Below are 17589 nucleotides of genomic sequence, written 5' to 3'. Positions count from 1 at the left end.
CGTTGACGAACGGGACTCTGATTTGGGGGTTCACCCGTGTCGGTCGCGTGCCGGGCCGGGTCGTTGCGGGCCGCCGGTTTACGATCGCGCCGTGCCGAGGGCGATCGGGGTTCTCAAGCGTATGGTCATCGGGCGTGCCCGGCGGAGTGAGGAGCTGGGTGAGACGCTGCTGCCGAAGCGCATCGCGCTGCCGATCTTCGCGTCCGACCCGCTTTCCTCCGTGGCGTACGCCACGCAGGAGATCCTGCTGGTCCTCACCCTGGGCGGGCTCGCCTATCTCCACTTCACCCCGTGGATCGCGGGTGCTGTCGTCGCCCTGATGACGGTGGTGGTGCTCTCCTACCGGCAGGTCGTCCGCGCGTATCCGAGCGGCGGCGGTTCGTACGCGGTTGTCTCTACGAATCTGGGCCCTTCCGCCGGACTGGTGGTCGGGGCGTCGCTGCTGGTCGACTACGTCATGACCGTGGCGGTGTCGGTGGCCTCCGGGGTGGACAACATCGTCTCGGCGCTGCCCTCTCTGGCCGACTACCGCGTGCTGATGGCGCTGGGATTCGTCGGCCTGCTGACCGCGCTGAACCTCCGCGGCATGCGCGAGTCCGGCCGGCTGTTCGCCGCTCCCACCTACCTCTTCGTGGGCGGTGTTCTGATCATGATCGGCACCGGTCTGCTGCGCTACCTCCTGGGCGATGCCCCCGTCGCGGAGAGTTCCGCATACGGAATCACCCCACAGAAGAACGACGTGGACCTGGCCGGAATCGCACTGGTCATGCTGGTACTCCGCGCGTTCAGCGAGTTCGTGCGGCCCAGCTCCCTGATCCGCGGCTCGGCAGCATCGCCCACCGAGCCCCCGGCCCGCCGGGAGCCACCGACGACCGGCCGACGGCCAACGCCCGCTTCACCGCCTCTTCGTCCACCGAGGAGTCGGGCCAGAGGATCGTAAACGCCCAGCTGCCGTCGGCTCGTCTGATCTTCTAGATCCGCAGCTCGTCCAGCACCAACGTGCTTCGCAACAGGATTTCCTCCCGCTTCGTCACTTACATGACAAAACAGAGCAAACCGTTAGCTAGAGACCTACGTGATGCGGCCGAACTGCGTCCGAGTCAGGGACTCGCCGTCGGCAGTCGCCAAATTCCTGGACAACCTCGAGCTCATGCGGGGGCCGCGTATCCGCCTCAGCCGGTGAGCGGCGGGGAACGTGCGGCGGGGCCGGGCAGGGTGATCCTGTCCGGCCCCCCTGTTGTGTGGTCAGCCGAGTGCGAAGTCGGTTGGGGCCGGGCTGGGCAGAGACGGCGGCGGTGCGCGGTCTTGGCGTGCGGCCTCCCAGCGCTCGATCGGCTCATCCTTCCAGCCCTTCTCCGAAGGCCACGGCACGCCCCACTCGGCCAGCTGGCTATGCGTCCACGCCCCCTTGGACGTCTTGGCTCCTTCGATCTCTTCAGGGGATGGCAGTACAGGCATGTGGGATCAACGAACGGCAGGGCCCAGGTGTCACCCGCCAGCGTCGGCTTCGCCCCCGGGTCAGCGGCATCGCACTCCAGGACGTACACGCACGCCGGTTTGATGCCGTGGCCCTGGAGGCCGTGGCATCGCACTGGAGTGCGTATAGGCCCTGGGTGGGTGGGCCGCCTGCGGGCTACGTGGCGGCTGGGACGGCCTCGGTGAGGTGGTCCAGCCGCGTGTAGAGGGCCCGTACGAGGCGGGCATGGTTCCGGGCGCAGCGGGCCGTTCCTTCGAGCGGGGCGGAGAGGCGGCCGTCGGCTTCGCGGAGTACGACTTCGGCGAGGGCGCCGCGGCCGTCGCTCTGCGGCAGGGCGGCGGCGTGGCGGGCGACGTCGGCGGCCACCGCGCGGGCGTGCCCGGTGAGTTGGAGGGCAATTTGCTCGTAGTCGCTGGGGGCAAGGGCCGGGTCGCGGGAAGCCGGGCGTAGCCGCGGTCGGCTCGTTCCAGCAGCGTCGGGGAAGGCCGGCCGAAGCCGGGCGGCTGGAGGCCGCGGCCTTCCGGTTGAGGGTCGGCGGGTGGGGTGCGCTCATGGGGCACCGCCTCCGTTGCTGGGGTGTCGGTGTCGTTCGACGCTACGGAGGAAGTGGATTGGTCCTCAATCGGATTGCGGATAATTGCGGGAGGTTCACTCCAGGCGTCGATCGCGGCCCGGATGAGCGCGCGGGCGGCGTCGCCGTAGACGGCCATCTCCGCGAGGCGGCGAACGCCTTCGCGTAGTCGGCGAGCTCGCGCGGCTGGCTCACCTTGATCTCCGCCGTCAGCGTCTCCACCACGGCCATGGTGTCGTCGTGGACGTAGAACGCCTCCAGCGGCCACACCGTGCGCTGCGCCGTGAACGGGATGATCCCCAGCGAGACGGAGGCGAGCGGCATCACGGCCAGGAGGTGGCGCAGCTTTCCGCGCATCGCGTCGGGATCGGCGGTACGGAAGTACAGGACCGACTCCTCCATGAGGACGACCTAGCGGTGGCCGCCCTGGTAGAGGAACCGGAAGCGGGCGGCGACTGCTTCGGCGACATCGTCGGGGGTGCCCTGGAACGCGGTGATCTGGGTCATGAGAGCGGTCGCGAACGCCGGGGTCTGGAGGAAATCCGGGCGGGACGTTGGAGAGGTAGACGCGGCAGACGCGGGGCTGGTCGTGGAGGTCCTCCCAGCCCTGCTGGACCTTGCGCATGCCGCCCCGCTCACCACAAGGTCGGCACCAGACCCCGTCGTGGAAGCGGCACTGACACCGCTGGCAGCGCTCCGTAGTCTGCTCTGACACAGAACGGCATGATCTTTGGCGGGAGGCCCCGATGACAGGTGGCAGCAGGTCCAGCACGGACATCGGCGGGGGCCATATCGGATTGGTCGTCACGGTCATGGCGCTGGTCGTCATTGCCAGTTTCTCCGGCCCTCGCTGGACTCTGGTGGTCGCGGGGTGCTTCACCGCCTGGTTCATCCTCGCGCTGACCATCATCTGTATCAGGGGTGGCCGCGGCGGAGAAGCGATTCGAAGGGCCTACGCCGCCACCTTCGGCTGGGGTGACTACGTCACCCCCTGACAGGGTTGAACGACAAGCCGAGAAGTTGTTTTCGATCCGAATGCCGCGGTGGCACCGCTGCGTCGACGACCGGCAGATTTCTGCGCCTGGGCAGGCATGCAGCGATGTTTCAGGGGTAGGCGGGTGGGGCGTTGGTTAGCGCATCTGGCGTAAGGGGTGGGGGATGGTCGTGGAAGGGCAGGACGGGGGTCCGCAGCTGCTGGTGGGCCGTGGGTTGTCGGTTTCCGCGGTGTTCGAGGGCAGTGAGGAGATCGCTTCTGCCCGGGCCATGGCCCGGGAATTCCTGACGTCGTTGCAGGCGGTACATGGGCTGCCGGTGTCGAAGCGCGCGATGGGAATGATCCAGCTGGTAGTGAGCGAGCTGGTGACAAACGCCCGCAAATACGCGCCCGGCCCCTGCCTCGTGTCGCTGGATGTCAAGGACGGCGCGGTGGAGGTGACGGTGTGGGACAGCAGTACGACGCTTCCGCTCATTCTGCCGCCGGACCCCACCAGGGTCGGCCAGCACGGGCTGGAGATCGTGATGGCGACGTGCCGCAGCTTCGAAGTGCACCGGGAGCCGGTCGGCAAGCGCATCAGGGCCGCCGTGGTACTGGCCGATGACCCGGGCGGAGACGTGGCAGGCCGCCAGGTGATGTGACCCTCCGGCGGCCCTGGACAGTTCACTCAGCGGATGCGGCGGGTCATGAGGGTGATGGCTGCCCAGGTGATGAGAGTTTCGGAGTGCCGGCCGAGCCGTTCGTAGTCCCTCGCGTGACGGCGGGCGTTCACCATCTCATCCACGACCTCCCGGCGCGGGTGCTCTCCGGTCCGCCCCCCGCGCGGGGTCTCGCAGGCCGGGACCGGCAGCAGCGGCTCGATCAAGGCCCATTCGGCGTTGGAGGTGTCCGAGGGACAGCGGGGCCGACGCATCCGTTCCTCCCGTCCGTAACCTGTGCCCGGGGCCGACCGGCGAAACCGGTCGGCCCCGGCGAGAAATCGGTCAGGCGCCGGCGACGGGGCCGAGGGTTGATTCGATGGAGTGCCCTGGGCGACGATGTGCCTGTCCCACCTGTCGTTCGGGGGGGCTGCGGCATGCGGGGCGACGGTGCGGTGATGAACCGGCGGAACACGATCAGCTTCTCACTGACCACCGCCCGTTCGTATGCCTCCAGCGCCGCCCGCTCGGCGCCGAGCCGGTAACCGTCCGCGCGGAGCCAGATCAGTGGCGGCCGGCCTTGGATGCCGCCTAGCCCCGCAGAGTGTCGGCGTACACGCGAATGTGCTTAACCGCGTCCAGGCGTATGTGCTCAACGGGTGGATCGTGCATTGCCGATCCAGCCGCCGTGATCGCGCGCTGGTAGCGGCATCACCGCAGCGTCATCTCCTCGCCGATTGCCTGTTCGCGGGCGGCGGCGAGGACCAGGGCCGTGGCGGCGGCATCCTGCGGTGCCACGCCGACCGACTTGTAGAGGGTGGTTCGGTGTGGTGCGCCCCGGTCTGCTGCCGGCGATGAGTTCGCCCAGTTCGGCGTGTACGTGATCGGCCGTGATGAGACCGTCGCGGATCGGCATGAGCAGGTCATTGCTGCCTGCAGGGAGCGGGGCCAGCACGGCCTGGCGTGATTCGACGCACACCAGCGCCTCGGTGACCGTGGCGTCGTCGATCTCGCGGCCGGCCGGGTTGTACCCCACGGACATGATGTGCACCCCGGGTGCCAGCCAGGAGCGGCGGATCACGGGTTCGACGGTGTGTGTCGCCGCGGCGGCGATGTCCGCGCCGTCGAGCGCCTCGGCGTAGCTGGACACGGCCTGGACTTCGCCCTCCAGTACGGCTGAGAGTTCCTCGGCCAGGGCAGCGGCTTTCGCCGGATCCCGGCCGGCGATGCGGATCTGCCGGATCGGGCGGACACGGCAGATCGCGCGGGCGTGGGACCGGGCCTGCACGCCGGTGCCCAGCACTGCCAGCACTGTCGCGTCCTCGCGGGCCAGCAGTCGCGCCGACAGCGCGGAGCAGGCGCCGGTCCGCGCTGCGGTGATGGCCGTACCGTCCAGCAGCGCAGTGGGCTCGCCGGTGTCCGGATCGAACGCCACAATCAGCGCCTGATGTGTAGGCAGCCGTGCCTCGTCGTTGTGCGGGAAGAGTGCCACCAGCTTGGTCATGAGCACCCTGGCCGACGGCAGGAAGCCCGGCATGGCCGCCAGGAATCCCTCACGTTCGGGCACCAGTGCGGCGACGCGGTCGGGTACCGAGGCACGGCCCGCGCTGAGGTCTGCCATGGCCGGGGCCAGGGCATCAATCAGCGCGTCAGTATCGAGCAGGGCCTCGACTTGCAAGCGCCCCAGAACAAGCACGACGCCTCGACCTCCTGACACCGCTCATCCGGCCAGCAGCCGCACAGCGCTAGCGTCAATCGCGGCCCCCAGTGCCCGACTGTGACACGCCGTCCTTCGTGCGCATGTTCATCCGTACGCGCCTGAGCACATCAGCGTGTACGCCGACAGTCGTCGGTCAGTACCACGACGAAACGGATCCGGGTGAGGGCAGAAAGGAATGGAGGTGGTGGCGTCGACGGCCACGATCTGCCGTCCGGTGCCACAGATTCACCGGTGCGCCCGACTCGTTAAGCGCACCGCAGCGTGGTCGATGAACCGGGCAACCGGTTCGGCGCGCATCTTCTCCTCGTCGTGCTCGTACCAGCCGAGCGCGATGGCCGAGACCATGCAGGCGTGGTCCCGGATCACGCCGGCCCTGCTCGGGGTCGGCAGCCCCGGCCCGTAGCCTCCTCTGCTGCGCCGCTCCGGTAACGCGATCACCCATGAGGACCAGCAGCACCTCGGAGAACTGGGGGCGGTCGGTGACGTGTGGGCCCGGTACTTCGACGCCGAGGGGCGTGCCGTCGACGCTCGCTTCAACGACCGCCTCATCGGGATCGAGCCCTACCGGCTGCGGGCGGTGGAACGGCGGATCGCGGTTGCCGGAGGCACGGACAAGGCTGCCGCGATCCGCAGTGCTCGGCAGGTGTGCCGACATCCTGATCACGGATGACGAAATGGCGAGGAACTCCTGGAGTGGCCCGGTGGGCCACTCCCCCGCGTCAGTGCCCCGTGGGCCGGGCGGTCAGCAGGTACCGTCCGCCGCGGCGGGTATCGAAGGCCACCACGCACTCCTCGGGCCGGTCGGCACCTGCACCCTCGACGTCCACCGGGTGCGGGGTCCGGACACGCACCGGGTTGCCGAGCAGCGAGCGCACCTCCGCGTGCGTGATCCCGTCCGCCGTCCATGCGAGGTCGACCTCGAATCCGCCCCTGGCCCGCAGCCCGCGGAGGGAGCCGGCGGGCCAGGACTCGGGAAGCGCCGGCAACAGGGCGATCTCGTCGGCGTGGCTCTGCAGCAGCATCTCCGCAATGCCGGAGATCCCACCGAAATTGCCGTCGATCTGGAACGGCGGGTGCAGGTCGAAGAGATTGGGGGCGGTGCGCGCCGGGGTGAGCAGGTCCGCCAGGTGCTTGTAGGCCCGTGCCGGGTCCAGGAGCCTGGCCCACATGTTGATCTTCCAGGCGAGGGACCATCCCTGACCGGCCGTTCCGCGCAGTTCCAGGCTCTTCACCGCGGCGGCAGCGAGTTCGGGAGTCGTGCGAGGATTGATCTGCGCACTCGGGAATACGCCGTACAGGTGGGACACATGACGGCTGCGGACCAGCGCGGCCTCCTCCCAGTCCTCCAGCCATTCCTGGATCTGGCCGAGGTACCCGACCCGCGTGGGCGCGAGACGGTCGCGGATCTCACTGACCCGCTCGACGAGTCCGGCATCCCGGCCGAGTTCCCCGGCGGCCTTCCGGTAGGCGTCGAACAGGTCCCGCAGGAGCTGCATGTCGATGGTGGGACCGGCACAGATGCTGACGCTCTCGCCCTCGTCCTGGTGATGGGTGACCTCGGGGGACTGCGAGGGGTTGGTGACGAGCCAGCCGGTCTTCGAATCCACGACGAGCGTGTTGACGAAGAACTCGACCGCGCCCTTCATCACCGGGTAGTTGCGGCTCAGCTCGCCCCTGTCACCCGTGAAGCGGTAGTGGTCCCAGAGCATGAGGCAGAGCCATGCGCCGCCGGTCGGCCACATGCCGTACTGTGCGGCGTCCACGGGCGCGGTCCCCCGCCAGCCGTCCGTGTTGTGGTGCAGCACCCAGCCGGGTGCGTCGTACATCGCCTTGGCGGTCCGGGTTCCGGACTCGGCCAGTTCGTGGACCATCTGCACGGCCGGATCCCAGCACTCTGCCAGGTTGGCGGGCCCGGCCGGCCAGTAGTTCATCTCGAAGTTGATGTTGACGGTGTACTTGGACTCCCAGGCCGGGTTGAGGCTGTCGTTCCACAGGCCTTGGAGGTTGGCGGGCTGGCCCGGTGTCCGGGAGCAGGAGGCCAGCAGGTAGCGCCCGTACTGGAAGTACAGGGCGGCGAACTGCGGGTCCTTGCCGTCCGAGAAGAGCGGGATGCGCTGATCGGTGGGCAGAGCGGTCCGCTCCGAGGGGCCCAGGTCGATTGCGACCCGGGAGAACAGCCGCCGGTAGTCGGCCACGTGCCGGGTGCGCAGGTGCTGGTACGGCCGTCCGGCCGCCGGGGCGAGGTGTCGGCGGGCTCGTTCCTTGGGATCGGCCCCGGCATCCAGGTAGTTGCGGTAACTCGTCGCCATGGAGATCAGCAGGGTCACGCTGTCGGCGTCCTCGACGGTCAGCAGGCCGTCAGCGGTGGACACGCGGCCGCCCTCGGTCCGCGCGTGGGCGAGCGCGCGGAAGTGCACGGACCCGGGCAGGCCGTACCAGTCGCCGCTGACGCCGTCGAGCGCGACGGTGTGCGCGTCCACGGCGGAGCCGGTCGCCCGCTGGGGAGTGGTGAAGCGGGCGGTGAAACCGATGGCGCCCGGTGTGTCGGCGGTCATCCGTACGACGATGACCTGGTCGGGGGTGCTGGCGAAGACCTCCCGCACATGGCGGACTCCGGCGCGCGTGTAGCCGGTGCGCACGACCGCCGTCTCCAGGTCCAGTTCGCGTTCGTAGTCGGTCACCTCGCCCACGCTGTCGAAGACGAGTTCGAGGTCACCGAGCACCTGGTAGGCGACCTGCTCGGAGGGACTGCCGATGAAGTCGGTGTCGATGAGCCGCTGCGCCTGGTTCCACTTCTCCTCCACCACCAGGCGGCGGATCTCGTCCAGGTGTGTTCCGGCACCGGGACGGACGTAGTCGTGCGGACCCCCGGCCCACAGGCTGTCCTCGTTGAGCTGGAGCCGTTCGGTGTCGGTACCGCCGAAGACCATGGCGCCGATCCGCCCGTTGCCGACAGGCAGTGCCTCCAGCCATTCCGCGGCTGGGGACCGGTACCACAGGCGCATGGGGTTGGGGCCGTGCGCAGAACCGCCGGCCGCCGGGGCGGCGGCACCGGCCGCTCCGGCCGCCTGTGCGTTTCCGGCGCTCAGGGCCAACGACGCCGCGGATGCTCCGGCAGCGGCCAGGACGTTCCGCCGGGACAACTCGGACATGGGGTGCCTCCAGATGTGTGGTGCGGTGCGGACAGGTGACGTGCCGGTCGCGGGGGTGGGGGGTGCCGGGCCCAGGGAGCCGTGGCCGCGCCCCCACCCCGGGAGAGGCGGAGGTACGGGCCCGTCCGGGTGGGGGGTCGCCCCCGGTCCCGCGGACGGGCCCGTACCTCTCGGAGTGTCCGGTCAGTGACCGGTCACTGGGTGTCGCCCTCGGGCAGGGGGTACGGGAAGTCGGCGGAGACGCCGATCTTGTCGTACTCCATCTTCGAGGCGTCGTAGCCGTCTTCCCAGTTGGCGTTCTTCACGTCGTTGCACTGGTAGCTCTGGTAGCTCTGGTCGGTGGTCTTGCCGACCTCGATGTTCTCGAAGCTGAACCCGCAGCCGCCGGCGTCCATGTGGATGCCGCGGGTTCCGCTGTCCGGCATGGAACCGTCGGGGATCACATCGCCGATGACCATCTGGCGGACGTGGTTGTCGATCGTGTGCGGTTCGACGTTGCTGACGCCGTAGGTGTAGAAGGCGCCCATGTCACCGCTGTCCAGGCCCGCCTGGTCGATGCGCAGGTACTCGAAGGTGTTGTCGCGGGCGTAGTCGTCCGCAGGCGCGACCTCGGGCCGCGCTTCGAGGCTGATGCCGTAGCGCGCGCTGTGCTTGATGTGGCTGTGGCTGATCGTGTTGTGACCGGTGTTCATGAGTTCGATGCCGGAGGCGTCGCCGGGCACCAGTTCGCCGTAGTGGGTGATGTAGTTGTTGGTCAGCAGGTGACCGTTGGAGGTGTTGCCCTCGCCGGGGTACGGGCCCTCCACCTTGATGCCGTCGCCGCCGATGTTCTCCAGCAGGCTGTCCCTGACCGTCAGTCCGTCGTTGGCGAAGAGGGCGTACACCGCGTGGAAACCGGTGTCGGAGATGTGCAGCCGGGACAGGGTGATGTCCTTGCTGTTGGTCACGGTGACGGCGCCGAAGCGGTTGCGGGGCATCTCGATCTGCCGGTCGTACTCGGGGTACTTGTGCGGTTCGCCGGAGTCGCCGTCACTGATCCAGCCGTTGCGGTACCAGTCGACGAAGTCGGTGTACTGGAGCGAGAGCCCGTCGAGGGAGATGTTCTGCACGCGCCGGTCCGGGCTGGGCCCGGCCAGGTTGAACAGGGTCTTCACGGTGGGCCGCAGGACGGTGACGTCGTTGATGTCGCCGCGCGGCTTGTAGTACACCTGGCCCTTCTTGAAGTCCATGTAGTACTCGCCCGCCTGGTCCAGGAAGTCCAGCGAGTTCTGCAGGAAGTAGCGGGATCCCCCGCGCGAGTTCATCAGGGCGTAGCGGGTCCAGTACTTCAGGGTCATCTGGTTCTTCGCCGGGTTCCAGTCCCGGATCGGGACGGTGTCGGTGAACCAGCTCCAGCTCCCGCCCGACCAGACGACGGCCGAGGCCTGGTCGAGATTCCAGCTCGCGTCCCAGTCGCCGGGGCTGGAGTACAGCCACTGACGGACGGCCTCCTTCTCCGGCTCGGAGAGCACCGAGGTCATGTAGGGGGCCCACTCGTCGTCGGACTTGCGGTTGGGGTAGCGGGCCGTGGTGGCGCGCTTGCCGTCCTCGAAGAGGGTGTAGAAGGGCTTGTCCGTGCCGACGTCCGCACGGTAGATGCCGTCCTTGTACTCCTCCCAGCCGGTGACCGGGGCCGCGCCCATCACACGGGCCTTGCCCGCGCCGTCGTAGGAGCGGTAGACGACCCGGTGCCCGTCGGCACCCGAGTCCCGGTCGTCGAAGTCGATCGTGGTGGAGACCGGGTAGTCGCCCGCGCGCAGATTGACGTTGATGTCGCACCGCATGCGTCCGGGGCGGTTGAGGCCCTTGTCGCGGATGTGGTCGCGGGCGCCTTCGATGGTCTTGAAGGGGCTGGCCTCGGTGCCCTTGGCCCGGTCGCTCCCGTCGGGCGCGACGAAGAGATCGGTGGCCTTGCAGCCGCTCGCCTGCGCCTGCGCGTCGGGGACGTTCAGTGTCGCTCCGCTGACCAGCAGGGCGCCGGCTGCCAGCAGCAGGGGAAGTCTTGACCTGTTTCGTACGAGGGTGGTGAGGGGCATGAGGTCTCCTTGCCACGTGCGTTGTGTGGCTCTGTCGTTCGGCCGTGGACGTGCGGCCGCCGGGTGCGGCACGGGTCGTGCCGCACCGGGGCGTGCTCCTGCACGCGATGACGACGCCCGAGCACGTCATCGCGGCTTCACGTTCGGTCTGTCATCGCCCGCCGGTCACCGGGGAGCAGGAACGCTCCGCCCGGGCGGTACCTGCGCGTAAAAGGGCGCAGGAGGGATTCGGCGCGGGTAGGCGCGGGCACGGGGTACCGTCGCGCGGGCCGTCATGATCGGGGGCGGTTGCCCCCGCGTGGGGTCCTGGTGTCCCGGGCCGGGCCGGGGACGGTGATCAGGTGCGGACGGGAGACACGGCGCCGGTTCTTCCGGCCCCCGCCTCTTCGGTCCTTCGTTCACGCAGCGTTTCCTCCTCGGGGTGCTTCGCGGAGCACGATCTCGTGGGTCACTGGCTGAGCACGATAAGTAAGATGTTCGCGCCCGGTCGCCGTCAATACGCCGGAGCGAACAATAAGTTGATGTGTGCGGGACGTCATTCTCGTGGCCCTCCGAGTCATAAATTCACCCAACCGTGGAGTGGCAAAGCCATGACATCTTCCGATCCGCAGGCGTTTCCCCAGCTCAGCGAGGAGGACCGGGCTGCTCTGTCCGACTACTCGCGTCAACTGCCCGGGGCCGTGCGTCTGCGCAGCAGCATCGTCCTGGCCCTGGCCGAAGGGCTGACCAACGCCGAGGTGGCTCAGCGGTTCCAGGTCAGTCCCGCCACCGTGGCCAAGTGGCGGGACCGCTACGTGCGGCGGGGCGTGGCCGGGCTGAGGGACGCTCCGCGCTCGGGCCGACCGCGCAGCGTCACCAGACGGGAGGCGGAAGCACGTATCGCGGAGGCGCTCGCGCAGGCCGGCGAAGGCGCTCCGGTGCCGTCCACCCGCACCCTGTCGGACGCCCTGGGCCTGTCGCAGTCCACCGTGGCGCGCATCCGGCGCGAGCAGGCCGCCGAGTTGCCCGAGGATGCGCGACCGCCGAAGGGCGGGCGCCGGCGAGGGGACGGACGAAGCGCGGCGGGCGCGGCTCCGGCCCCGGCACGCCCCCCGCACCGGCCGCCATCGGACCACGTCTACGCGCTGCTGCGTGACTGGATCGTCAGCGGTGAACTCGCGCCGGGTCAAAGCCTCGTGGAGGCGGACATCGCCCGCCGGGTGGGCACGGGTCACGCACCGCCGCGCGAGGCGATCAAGCGTCTGGCACACGAGGGCCTGGTCACCTCCCAGCCGCACCGCGGCACGCGTGTGTCCCGGATCCCCGAGCAACAGGCCCAGGACGTGAGGGACATCCGGATCATGTTCGAGGAGTACGTGGCCCGTCGCACGGCCGGCCGCCTGGACGCCGAGCACACACGGCTGCTGACGGACGATGTGGCACGGCTGCGCCTCGCCGTGGACAGGGGCGACATCGCGGCCTTCCGCAGCGCCGACATGTCGTTTCACCGGCATGTATGCGCGGCCGCCGGCAACGGCGCGCTGACGCGGCTGTGGCGCGTGATCGAGTCCAGCCTCTGGGATCTCCACGTACTGGGCGACCCCCGCTACGCCGGTGGCTGGGGCGCGCTGGCCGAACACCACGCGGAACTCCTGGAGGTCCTGCGCTCCGGCGATCCCGAGATCGCCGGGCCGATGTTCGCCGCCCACGCCGCGGGCGAGGTGGACGGTTACCTCGCCGGTCCGACGGGCCCGGGCACCTCGGACTGACAGCCGGGCGGCCTCGGGAACGCTCCGGCTCGACGGCCCGCGCGTTCAGGGCCGCCCCCGCTGCGGGCTACGGACCCGCCGGGGCCGGATCCGGGCTCATCGGGTACGGCACGTGCTCCGACATGGCGTTTTGCGTCCACGAACCGTGCAGCACGGGCGAGTTCGGCGTTACCGCAGAGCCTTCAGGTCGTCACTTGTATGATACGTTACGACCGTTGAAGGGGTGGCACGGGGCCTCCCCCTCGACGGCGCGACGCCATGACCCGCGCCAAGAGAAAACGCCCCCGAACCATCAGCGAACGGCGCGGTCGTCGAGCGCGAACCGCGTGCCCCGGCACCATCCCCCGCGGCCCGCGCCCGGCCTCCCCGGACCACAGGTCATCGGTCCAGGAACGCACCAGCCACCCCGGAGGCCTCCCGCGCCTCCGTCCAGGGGCTGCTAACGAGCACTCAGAGGGGGAGCAGATGAAGATCACCGGATACCGGTCCCTGCGGACCGCGCACAACTGGGGCCGACCCGTCGGGGACGCGAACGGCGTCGTCGCAAGCGGGGTCACCGAAGTCCCGGTCGTCCTGGTCGAAACCGACGACGGTCTCACCGGTGTGGGCCTGGGGGCCCACACCGAGGCCCATCGGATCTTCCCCGCCATCGAGGGGCAGGACCCGCGGGCCGTCACCGCCCTCTACGACCGGATGCTGGCCCACACGTTCAAGACCGGCCACGGCGGCGCCGTGTTCGGCACCATCGGCGCCTTCGACATGGCGCTGTGGGACCTCAAGGCCAAGATGGCCGGCGAGCCACTGTGGCGCACACTCGGCGCAGCCGACCGCTTCGTTCCCGGTTACGCCTCCGGCCTGGACATCGCCCTGGACGACGAGCAACTCGTCGCGCTGTACACCGGCTGGGCCGAACGCGGCTTCACCGGAGCCAAGATCAAGGGCGGACTCGACACCGACCGCGACATCAGGCGGCTCAACGCGGTGGCGGACGTGCTACGAGCCACCACCCGCTCCCCCGCCCTGATGCTCGACGTCAACGAGACCTGGGGCAGACACCAGGCGGTGCGGCTGCTGGCCCGCATCGAGAGCCACGTCGACCTCACCTGGATCGAGGAACCGGTCCGCCGGTGGGACGTGTCAGGAAACCGGGCCGTGGGGCGAACCGCACGCGCTGCCGTCGCCACCGGCGAGAACCTGACCGGACTGGAGCAGTTCCGTCCTCTCCTGGCCGGGGACGCCGTGCAGGTGGTGCAGACCGGCAGCGTCTGGGGCATCACCCACTTCCTCCGGGTCGCCACCCTCGCCCACGGCCAGGACCTGCCCGTCAGCCCGGTCGGATACGAGACCAACCCCCTCGCCCACGCCGCCGCCGCGACCCCCAACCACCTGGTCACCGAAGTACAGGACACCTCGGCCCCGGTGGGACTCACCGTGGACCAGGAGATCGCCGACGGCGGCATCGTCCTCGGCGACTCCGTGGGTCTCGGCATCACCGTCGACGAGGCGGCGATCGCGCGGCTGGAGGAGACGGCCGGCTGGGCCCAGCCGGCCGGACCCCACGTCCGGCCGCCCGATGCCGGCCTGCGCCTCGTGGCCGAGTCCGGGCACGACGGCCGGCCCACCGACAACGTTGCCGCCGGGCGCGCCCGCAAGGGGATCGCCCCGTGACACGACCACGTGCCGTCCTCGCGATGAACCCTCCCGGTCTGCCCGGCTCCCTCTTCGACGAGGACGCGTTCGCCCGCCTTCGCCGGGCCACCGACATCGACACCGGCCTCGTTCTCACCGAACTGGAATCCGCCCGCTCACGGGAGATCCTTGCCGGGGCGGACATCCTCGTCGCGGGCTGGAACGCGCCCGTCGTCCGCGCCGCCCACCTCCCGTACGTCTCGAGGCTGCGGGCCGTCGTCTACGCGGGCGGTGTCGCCGCGACCTGTCTGGAGGACCCCGAGTCCTTCGCCGCCCGCGGGGTGGTCGCCGCCAACGCCCGGGCCGCCAACTCCGTCCCGGTGGCCGAGTACACGCTCGCCATGATCCTTCTGGCCGGCAAGCGGGCGCTGCCCGCCGCGCGGGCGTTCCGGCGCTCCAGGAGCGTTCCGGACCATCCGGCCACGCACTCCGTACCCGGCAACTACCGAAAGACCGTGGGCATCGTCGGTGCCTCCACCGTGGGCCGGGCGGTCCTCGCCCTGCTCCGCTCCTTCGACGTCGACGTGCTCGTGTACGACCCCACCCTCGCCCCGGAGGAAGCCATCGCCCTCGGTGCGCGGCCGGTGCCGCTCGCCGAACTCATGAGAAGCAGTCACGTGGTGTCCCTGCACCAGCCGCTGACCCCGCGAACACGGGGGCAGATCGACGCGGGCCTGCTCGCCCTCATGCGTGACGGGGCAACGCTCGTGAACACCGCCCGCGGCGCCGTCGTCGACCAGGCCGCCCTGACCGCGGAGCTCCGCAGCGGCCGGATCGACGCCGTGCTCGACGTCACCGACCCGGAACCCCTTCCGGCGGACAGCGGCCTGTGGTCGCTGGACAACGTCGTGCTCACCCCGCACCTGGCCGGCTCCATGGGCGGTGAGCTCCGCCGCATCGGAGACGCCGTCGTCAACGAGGTGGAGCGGTTCGCGTCGGGCCGTCCGTTCGCCCACCCGGAGGACCTCGCGGCCTCCGCGCGCGCCAGGGTCCGGTGAGGCGCATGCGTACCCGAACCGGCCCCCGCACCCCTGCCCTGACAGAACTCGGCTTCGGCGCGGCCCAGTTGGGCAACCTCGGGCGGGTCACGAGCGACGAGGACGCCTCGGGCGCCGTCGACGCGGCCTGGCGGAGCGGCGTCCGCTACTACGACACGGCCCCGCACTACGGGCTCGGGCTGTCCGAACGCCGGCTCGGCGCGGCCCTCTCGGGGCGTCCCCGGTCCCAGTACACCGTCTCCACCAAAGTGGGCCGGCTGCTGGTGCCGAGTCCACAAACGGCCCACCTCGGGGACGACGGCGGATTCGAGGTGCCCGCGGCGTCCCACCGCAGCTGGGACTTCAGCCGGGACGGGATCCTGCGATCCCTGGAGGGCAGTCTGGAACGCCTCGGCCTGGACCACGTCGACATCGTCTATCTCCACGACCCCGACGACCACTGGCAGGAGGCGTCCACGACGGGCATCGACACCCTCGTCGAACTGCGCGATCAGGGGGTGGTGAAGGCGGTGGGCGCCGGAATGAACCGGACCGGGATGCTCACCGAGTTCGTCCGCCGCTGCGACGTGGACATCGTCATGGTGGCCGGCCGCCACACCCTGCTCGACCACTCCGCCGAGGACGAGCTGCTCCCGCTCGCCCTGGAGAGGGGCGTGGGCGTCGTCGCCGCCGCGGTGTACAACTCCGGGCTGCTCGCGGCCCCCCGCCCACCGGTGCACGCCACCTACGACTACCGGCCGGCCTCCCGTGAACTGCTCGGCCGGGCCGCCGCGATCGCCGATGTCTGCGAGCGGCACGGCAGCGGACTTCCGGAGGCCGCCATCGCCCACCCGCTGCGGCACCCGGCGGTCACCTCGGTGGTCCTCGGCGCACGGAACGCCCACCAGTCCCGTACCAACGCCGACCGGCTGGCGGCCTTTGTCCCCGACGCGCTGTGGGACGAACTGACCGCACTGTCCCTGCTTCCCGCGAGCCGTGCGACGCGGTCCGCCGGGGGACGTACCTGAACGTCACCGACTCCGCGCGGCCGGATGCCGCACGGCCGTGTAACCACTACGGAAGGAACGCCATGGAACCCCGCACGACCGAGCCGGACACGGCCGCACTCGCCGGCTGGCTGCACAGCTGGATCACGGAGGAGGGCGCGGTCAACGGCTTCCACAACCACAGCGTGTGGGGTACCAACCCCTTCACCTTCCTCGACTTCACCAGCGGGCACACCACGTTCGCCGGCCCGGCCGTCGGCGCCCTCGCTCAGGCCCTGGCCGAACAGCCCGACGAGCGGGGCGTCGAGCTGCTGCGGCGGCTGGTGCGCTACCAGGCCACGGAGTTCCAGGACGACGGCCAGTACCGGCACATCGGCTTCCAGGTCGGTGAGTCGGCGACCATCGGTCTCATCCACAACGCGGTCGGCAGCCTCGGTGTGCTGCTCGCGCTGCAGCACGCACGTCATCTGCTGCCCGCCGACGAGGTGGACGCCGCGCTCGAGGCCGTACGCCGCAATCTCGACGCGTGCGAGATGTACGGGGGCGGCCGGGCCGGTGAGGACGGTACCTGCAACCAGGAGTACGCCCGGGTGTGGGTCAAGCAGCTCTACACGGAGCTGGCCGACGACAAGACCTACGCGGAGCAGATACCCGAGGACCTCGCCACCCTGGTACGCCTGTTCCACCACCGCGGCGTACCCGACGCGGACAGCTCCGGCACGTTCCGCACCGTGCGGGACCGTGCCGAGGGCGGCATCCTGGAACCGGCCGAGTACTACGGCCTCATGATCGTCCCCCTGGTGCTCGGCTACCGCGCCCAGGGCGATCCGGAGCTGCTGGCCGAAGCGAGGCGGCTGTGCCGGCACGTTGCCCGCTCGGCGTGGACCGACGAGACCGGCGCCGTCCGCTACCACCGCTACTGGTACGTCCAGGGCGACCGCGCCCTGAAGACGGACACGCCCATGCTGATCGCGGGCATGGGCCTGACGCTCTACGGCATCCACGAGGTGCTGGCCGAGGGGCCCGACGCCGAGCTGGAAGCCTTCACCGAGGCGTGCCTGGCCACCTATGCGGGCTACCAGACGCCCGGTGGCTACTTCGCCTCCGCCAGCGGCTGGCACAACGAGGCCGACATCGCGCCCAGCACGGCCTGGCACGCCCACGACCTGATGTTCCTGATGGCGCGGCTGGGACCGGGCGACGGCTTCTGGGACAAGGTGCTTGCCCCCAGGGACCGGCAGTCGGTACTGATCAGCGACCGCGCCTTCTGGGCCGAGTCCGGCGTGCACTGGTGCGTGCGCTCGCCGCTGACCGCGGGGGACCTGCACATCTACGGCCGCAAGGACAAGGACACCTTCACCCGGGAGTTCTTCGCCTGGACCGACCGCGAGCCGCTGCCCGAGGACCTGCGGTATCCGGACCCGCTCGAGTTCTTCGTCGCCAACGACGGCATCTACCGCGTCGACGGCGACGCGGCACCCACCGACATCACGGCCGTCGGCGCCCTGCCCTACCGGGGGCGGCTGTGACACCGGAGCCCC

Annotated in this window: 12 protein-coding genes and 5 pseudogenes; 10 read left to right on the top strand and 7 right to left on the bottom strand. The window is 70.1% G+C overall.

What is annotated here, in order from left to right:
• Positions 1 to 121: 121 nt before the first annotated feature.
• Positions 122 to 793, top strand: a pseudogene (locus ACFYPA_RS28810) (APC family permease); the annotation flags it as partial.
• Between the two features lie 840 nt (positions 794 to 1633).
• Here the strand turns inward: ACFYPA_RS28810 and ACFYPA_RS28805 are convergent.
• Both ACFYPA_RS28805 and ACFYPA_RS28800 read right to left on the bottom strand, forming a co-directional pair.
• Positions 1634 to 1909: pseudogene (locus ACFYPA_RS28805) on the bottom strand (restriction endonuclease); the annotation flags it as partial.
• Between the two features lie 224 nt (positions 1910 to 2133).
• Positions 2134 to 2682, bottom strand: a pseudogene (locus ACFYPA_RS28800) (Scr1 family TA system antitoxin-like transcriptional regulator); the annotation flags it as partial.
• A 112-nt stretch (positions 2683 to 2794) separates the two neighbouring features.
• On the opposite strand from ACFYPA_RS28800, the gene ACFYPA_RS28795 reads away from it, so the two are divergent.
• Entirely contained in the window at positions 2795 to 3043 is a 249-nt protein-coding gene (locus ACFYPA_RS28795; protein WP_389135049.1) for a hypothetical protein, read from the top strand.
• 163 nt (positions 3044 to 3206) lie between these two features.
• Positions 3207 to 3683 carry an ATP-binding protein gene (locus ACFYPA_RS28790; RefSeq protein ID WP_389135047.1) on the top strand — a complete coding sequence of 159 codons (477 nt, stop codon included), beginning with the start codon at positions 3207 to 3209 and terminating at the stop codon, positions 3681 to 3683.
• Positions 3684 to 3820: 137 nt separating this feature from the next.
• On the opposite strand, the pseudogene ACFYPA_RS28785 reads toward ACFYPA_RS28790, so the two are convergent.
• The 3 genes and pseudogenes from ACFYPA_RS28785 to ACFYPA_RS28775 form a co-directional block, all read right to left on the bottom strand.
• Positions 3821 to 3955, bottom strand: a pseudogene (locus ACFYPA_RS28785) (IS5/IS1182 family transposase); the annotation flags it as partial.
• A gap of 70 nt (positions 3956 to 4025) precedes the next feature.
• Positions 4026 to 4263, bottom strand: a pseudogene (locus ACFYPA_RS28780) (RacP protein); the annotation flags it as partial.
• Between the two features lie 69 nt (positions 4264 to 4332).
• Positions 4333 to 5376 (bottom strand): ornithine cyclodeaminase family protein, encoded by a 1044-nt coding sequence (locus ACFYPA_RS28775; protein ID WP_389135045.1) that lies wholly within the window; start codon positions 5374 to 5376, stop codon positions 4333 to 4335.
• Between the two features lie 292 nt (positions 5377 to 5668).
• Here ACFYPA_RS28775 and ACFYPA_RS28770 point away from each other — a divergent pair, with 292 nt between their 5' ends.
• Together ACFYPA_RS28770 and ACFYPA_RS28765 are read left to right on the top strand one after the other, a co-directional pair.
• The gene (locus ACFYPA_RS28770) at positions 5669 to 5803 is read left to right on the top strand and encodes a hypothetical protein (RefSeq protein ID WP_389135043.1); all 135 of its coding nucleotides are present in this window, start codon (positions 5669 to 5671) and stop codon (positions 5801 to 5803) included.
• Positions 5804 to 5809: 6 nt separating this feature from the next.
• Positions 5810 to 6070: a sugar-binding domain-containing protein gene (locus tag ACFYPA_RS28765; protein WP_389135297.1), complete on the top strand. Its 261-nt coding sequence runs from the start codon at positions 5810 to 5812 to the stop codon at positions 6068 to 6070.
• Between the two features lie 49 nt (positions 6071 to 6119).
• On the opposite strand, the gene ACFYPA_RS28760 is transcribed toward ACFYPA_RS28765, so the two are convergent.
• Both ACFYPA_RS28760 and ACFYPA_RS28755 read right to left on the bottom strand, forming a co-directional pair.
• A complete protein-coding gene (locus tag ACFYPA_RS28760; RefSeq protein ID WP_389135041.1) occupies positions 6120 to 8552 on the bottom strand; it encodes a glycoside hydrolase N-terminal domain-containing protein in 2433 nt (810 codons plus the stop codon).
• Positions 8553 to 8746: 194 nt separating this feature from the next.
• Positions 8747 to 10627, bottom strand: a complete 1881-nt coding sequence (locus ACFYPA_RS28755; RefSeq protein WP_359083062.1) for a right-handed parallel beta-helix repeat-containing protein — start codon at positions 10625 to 10627, stop codon at positions 8747 to 8749.
• 590 nt (positions 10628 to 11217) lie between these two features.
• On the opposite strand from ACFYPA_RS28755, the gene ACFYPA_RS28750 reads away from it, so the two are divergent.
• The 5 genes from ACFYPA_RS28750 (at position 11218) to ACFYPA_RS28730 (ending at position 17577) form a co-directional block, all read left to right on the top strand.
• On the top strand, positions 11218 to 12375 hold the full coding sequence (locus tag ACFYPA_RS28750) for a GntR family transcriptional regulator (RefSeq protein ID WP_359083061.1): 1158 nt from the start codon (positions 11218 to 11220) through the stop codon (positions 12373 to 12375).
• A 465-nt stretch (positions 12376 to 12840) separates the two neighbouring features.
• Positions 12841 to 14043, top strand: coding sequence for a mandelate racemase/muconate lactonizing enzyme family protein (locus ACFYPA_RS28745; protein ID WP_359318125.1), 1203 nt, complete (start codon positions 12841 to 12843; stop codon positions 14041 to 14043).
• Positions 14040 to 15062 (top strand): hydroxyacid dehydrogenase, encoded by a 1023-nt coding sequence (locus ACFYPA_RS28740; RefSeq protein ID WP_359318122.1) that lies wholly within the window; start codon positions 14040 to 14042, stop codon positions 15060 to 15062. The genes ACFYPA_RS28745 and ACFYPA_RS28740 overlap by 4 nt, the downstream gene beginning before the upstream one ends.
• Before the next feature lie 5 nt (positions 15063 to 15067).
• Positions 15068 to 16069: an aldo/keto reductase gene (locus tag ACFYPA_RS28735; protein WP_389135038.1), complete on the top strand. Its 1002-nt coding sequence runs from the start codon at positions 15068 to 15070 to the stop codon at positions 16067 to 16069.
• A gap of 62 nt (positions 16070 to 16131) precedes the next feature.
• Positions 16132 to 17577 carry a hypothetical protein gene (locus ACFYPA_RS28730; protein WP_389135036.1) on the top strand — a complete coding sequence of 482 codons (1446 nt, stop codon included), beginning with the start codon at positions 16132 to 16134 and terminating at the stop codon, positions 17575 to 17577.
• Positions 17578 to 17589: the final 12 nt, after the last annotated feature.

Origin of the sequence: Streptomyces sp. NPDC005775, from assembly GCF_042871565.1 — a bacterium.
Classification (GTDB): domain Bacteria; phylum Actinomycetota; class Actinomycetes; order Streptomycetales; family Streptomycetaceae; genus Streptomyces.
The sequence above is the reverse complement of the archived record's forward strand: the minus strand, read 5'-3'. Positions and strand labels throughout refer to the sequence as shown.

Bases quoted from the DNA above. Each gene is read 5' to 3' on its own strand.
- ACFYPA_RS28760 (WP_389135041.1), bottom strand. From the start codon at position 8,552: ATGTCCGAGTTGTCCCGGCGGAACGTCCTGGCCGCTGCCGGAGCATCC.
- ACFYPA_RS28790 (WP_389135047.1), top strand. From the start codon at position 3,207: ATGGTCGTGGAAGGGCAGGACGGGGGTCCGCAGCTGCTGGTGGGCCGT.
- ACFYPA_RS28730 (WP_389135036.1), top strand. From the start codon at position 16,132: ATGGAACCCCGCACGACCGAGCCGGACACGGCCGCACTCGCCGGCTGG.
- ACFYPA_RS28770 (WP_389135043.1), top strand. From the start codon at position 5,669: ATGAACCGGGCAACCGGTTCGGCGCGCATCTTCTCCTCGTCGTGCTCG.
- ACFYPA_RS28755 (WP_359083062.1), bottom strand. From the start codon at position 10,627: ATGCCCCTCACCACCCTCGTACGAAACAGGTCAAGACTTCCCCTGCTG.
- ACFYPA_RS28750 (WP_359083061.1), top strand. From the start codon at position 11,218: ATGACATCTTCCGATCCGCAGGCGTTTCCCCAGCTCAGCGAGGAGGAC.
- ACFYPA_RS28735 (WP_389135038.1), top strand. From the start codon at position 15,068: ATGCGTACCCGAACCGGCCCCCGCACCCCTGCCCTGACAGAACTCGGC.
- ACFYPA_RS28745 (WP_359318125.1), top strand. From the start codon at position 12,841: ATGAAGATCACCGGATACCGGTCCCTGCGGACCGCGCACAACTGGGGC.
- ACFYPA_RS28795 (WP_389135049.1), top strand. From the start codon at position 2,795: ATGACAGGTGGCAGCAGGTCCAGCACGGACATCGGCGGGGGCCATATC.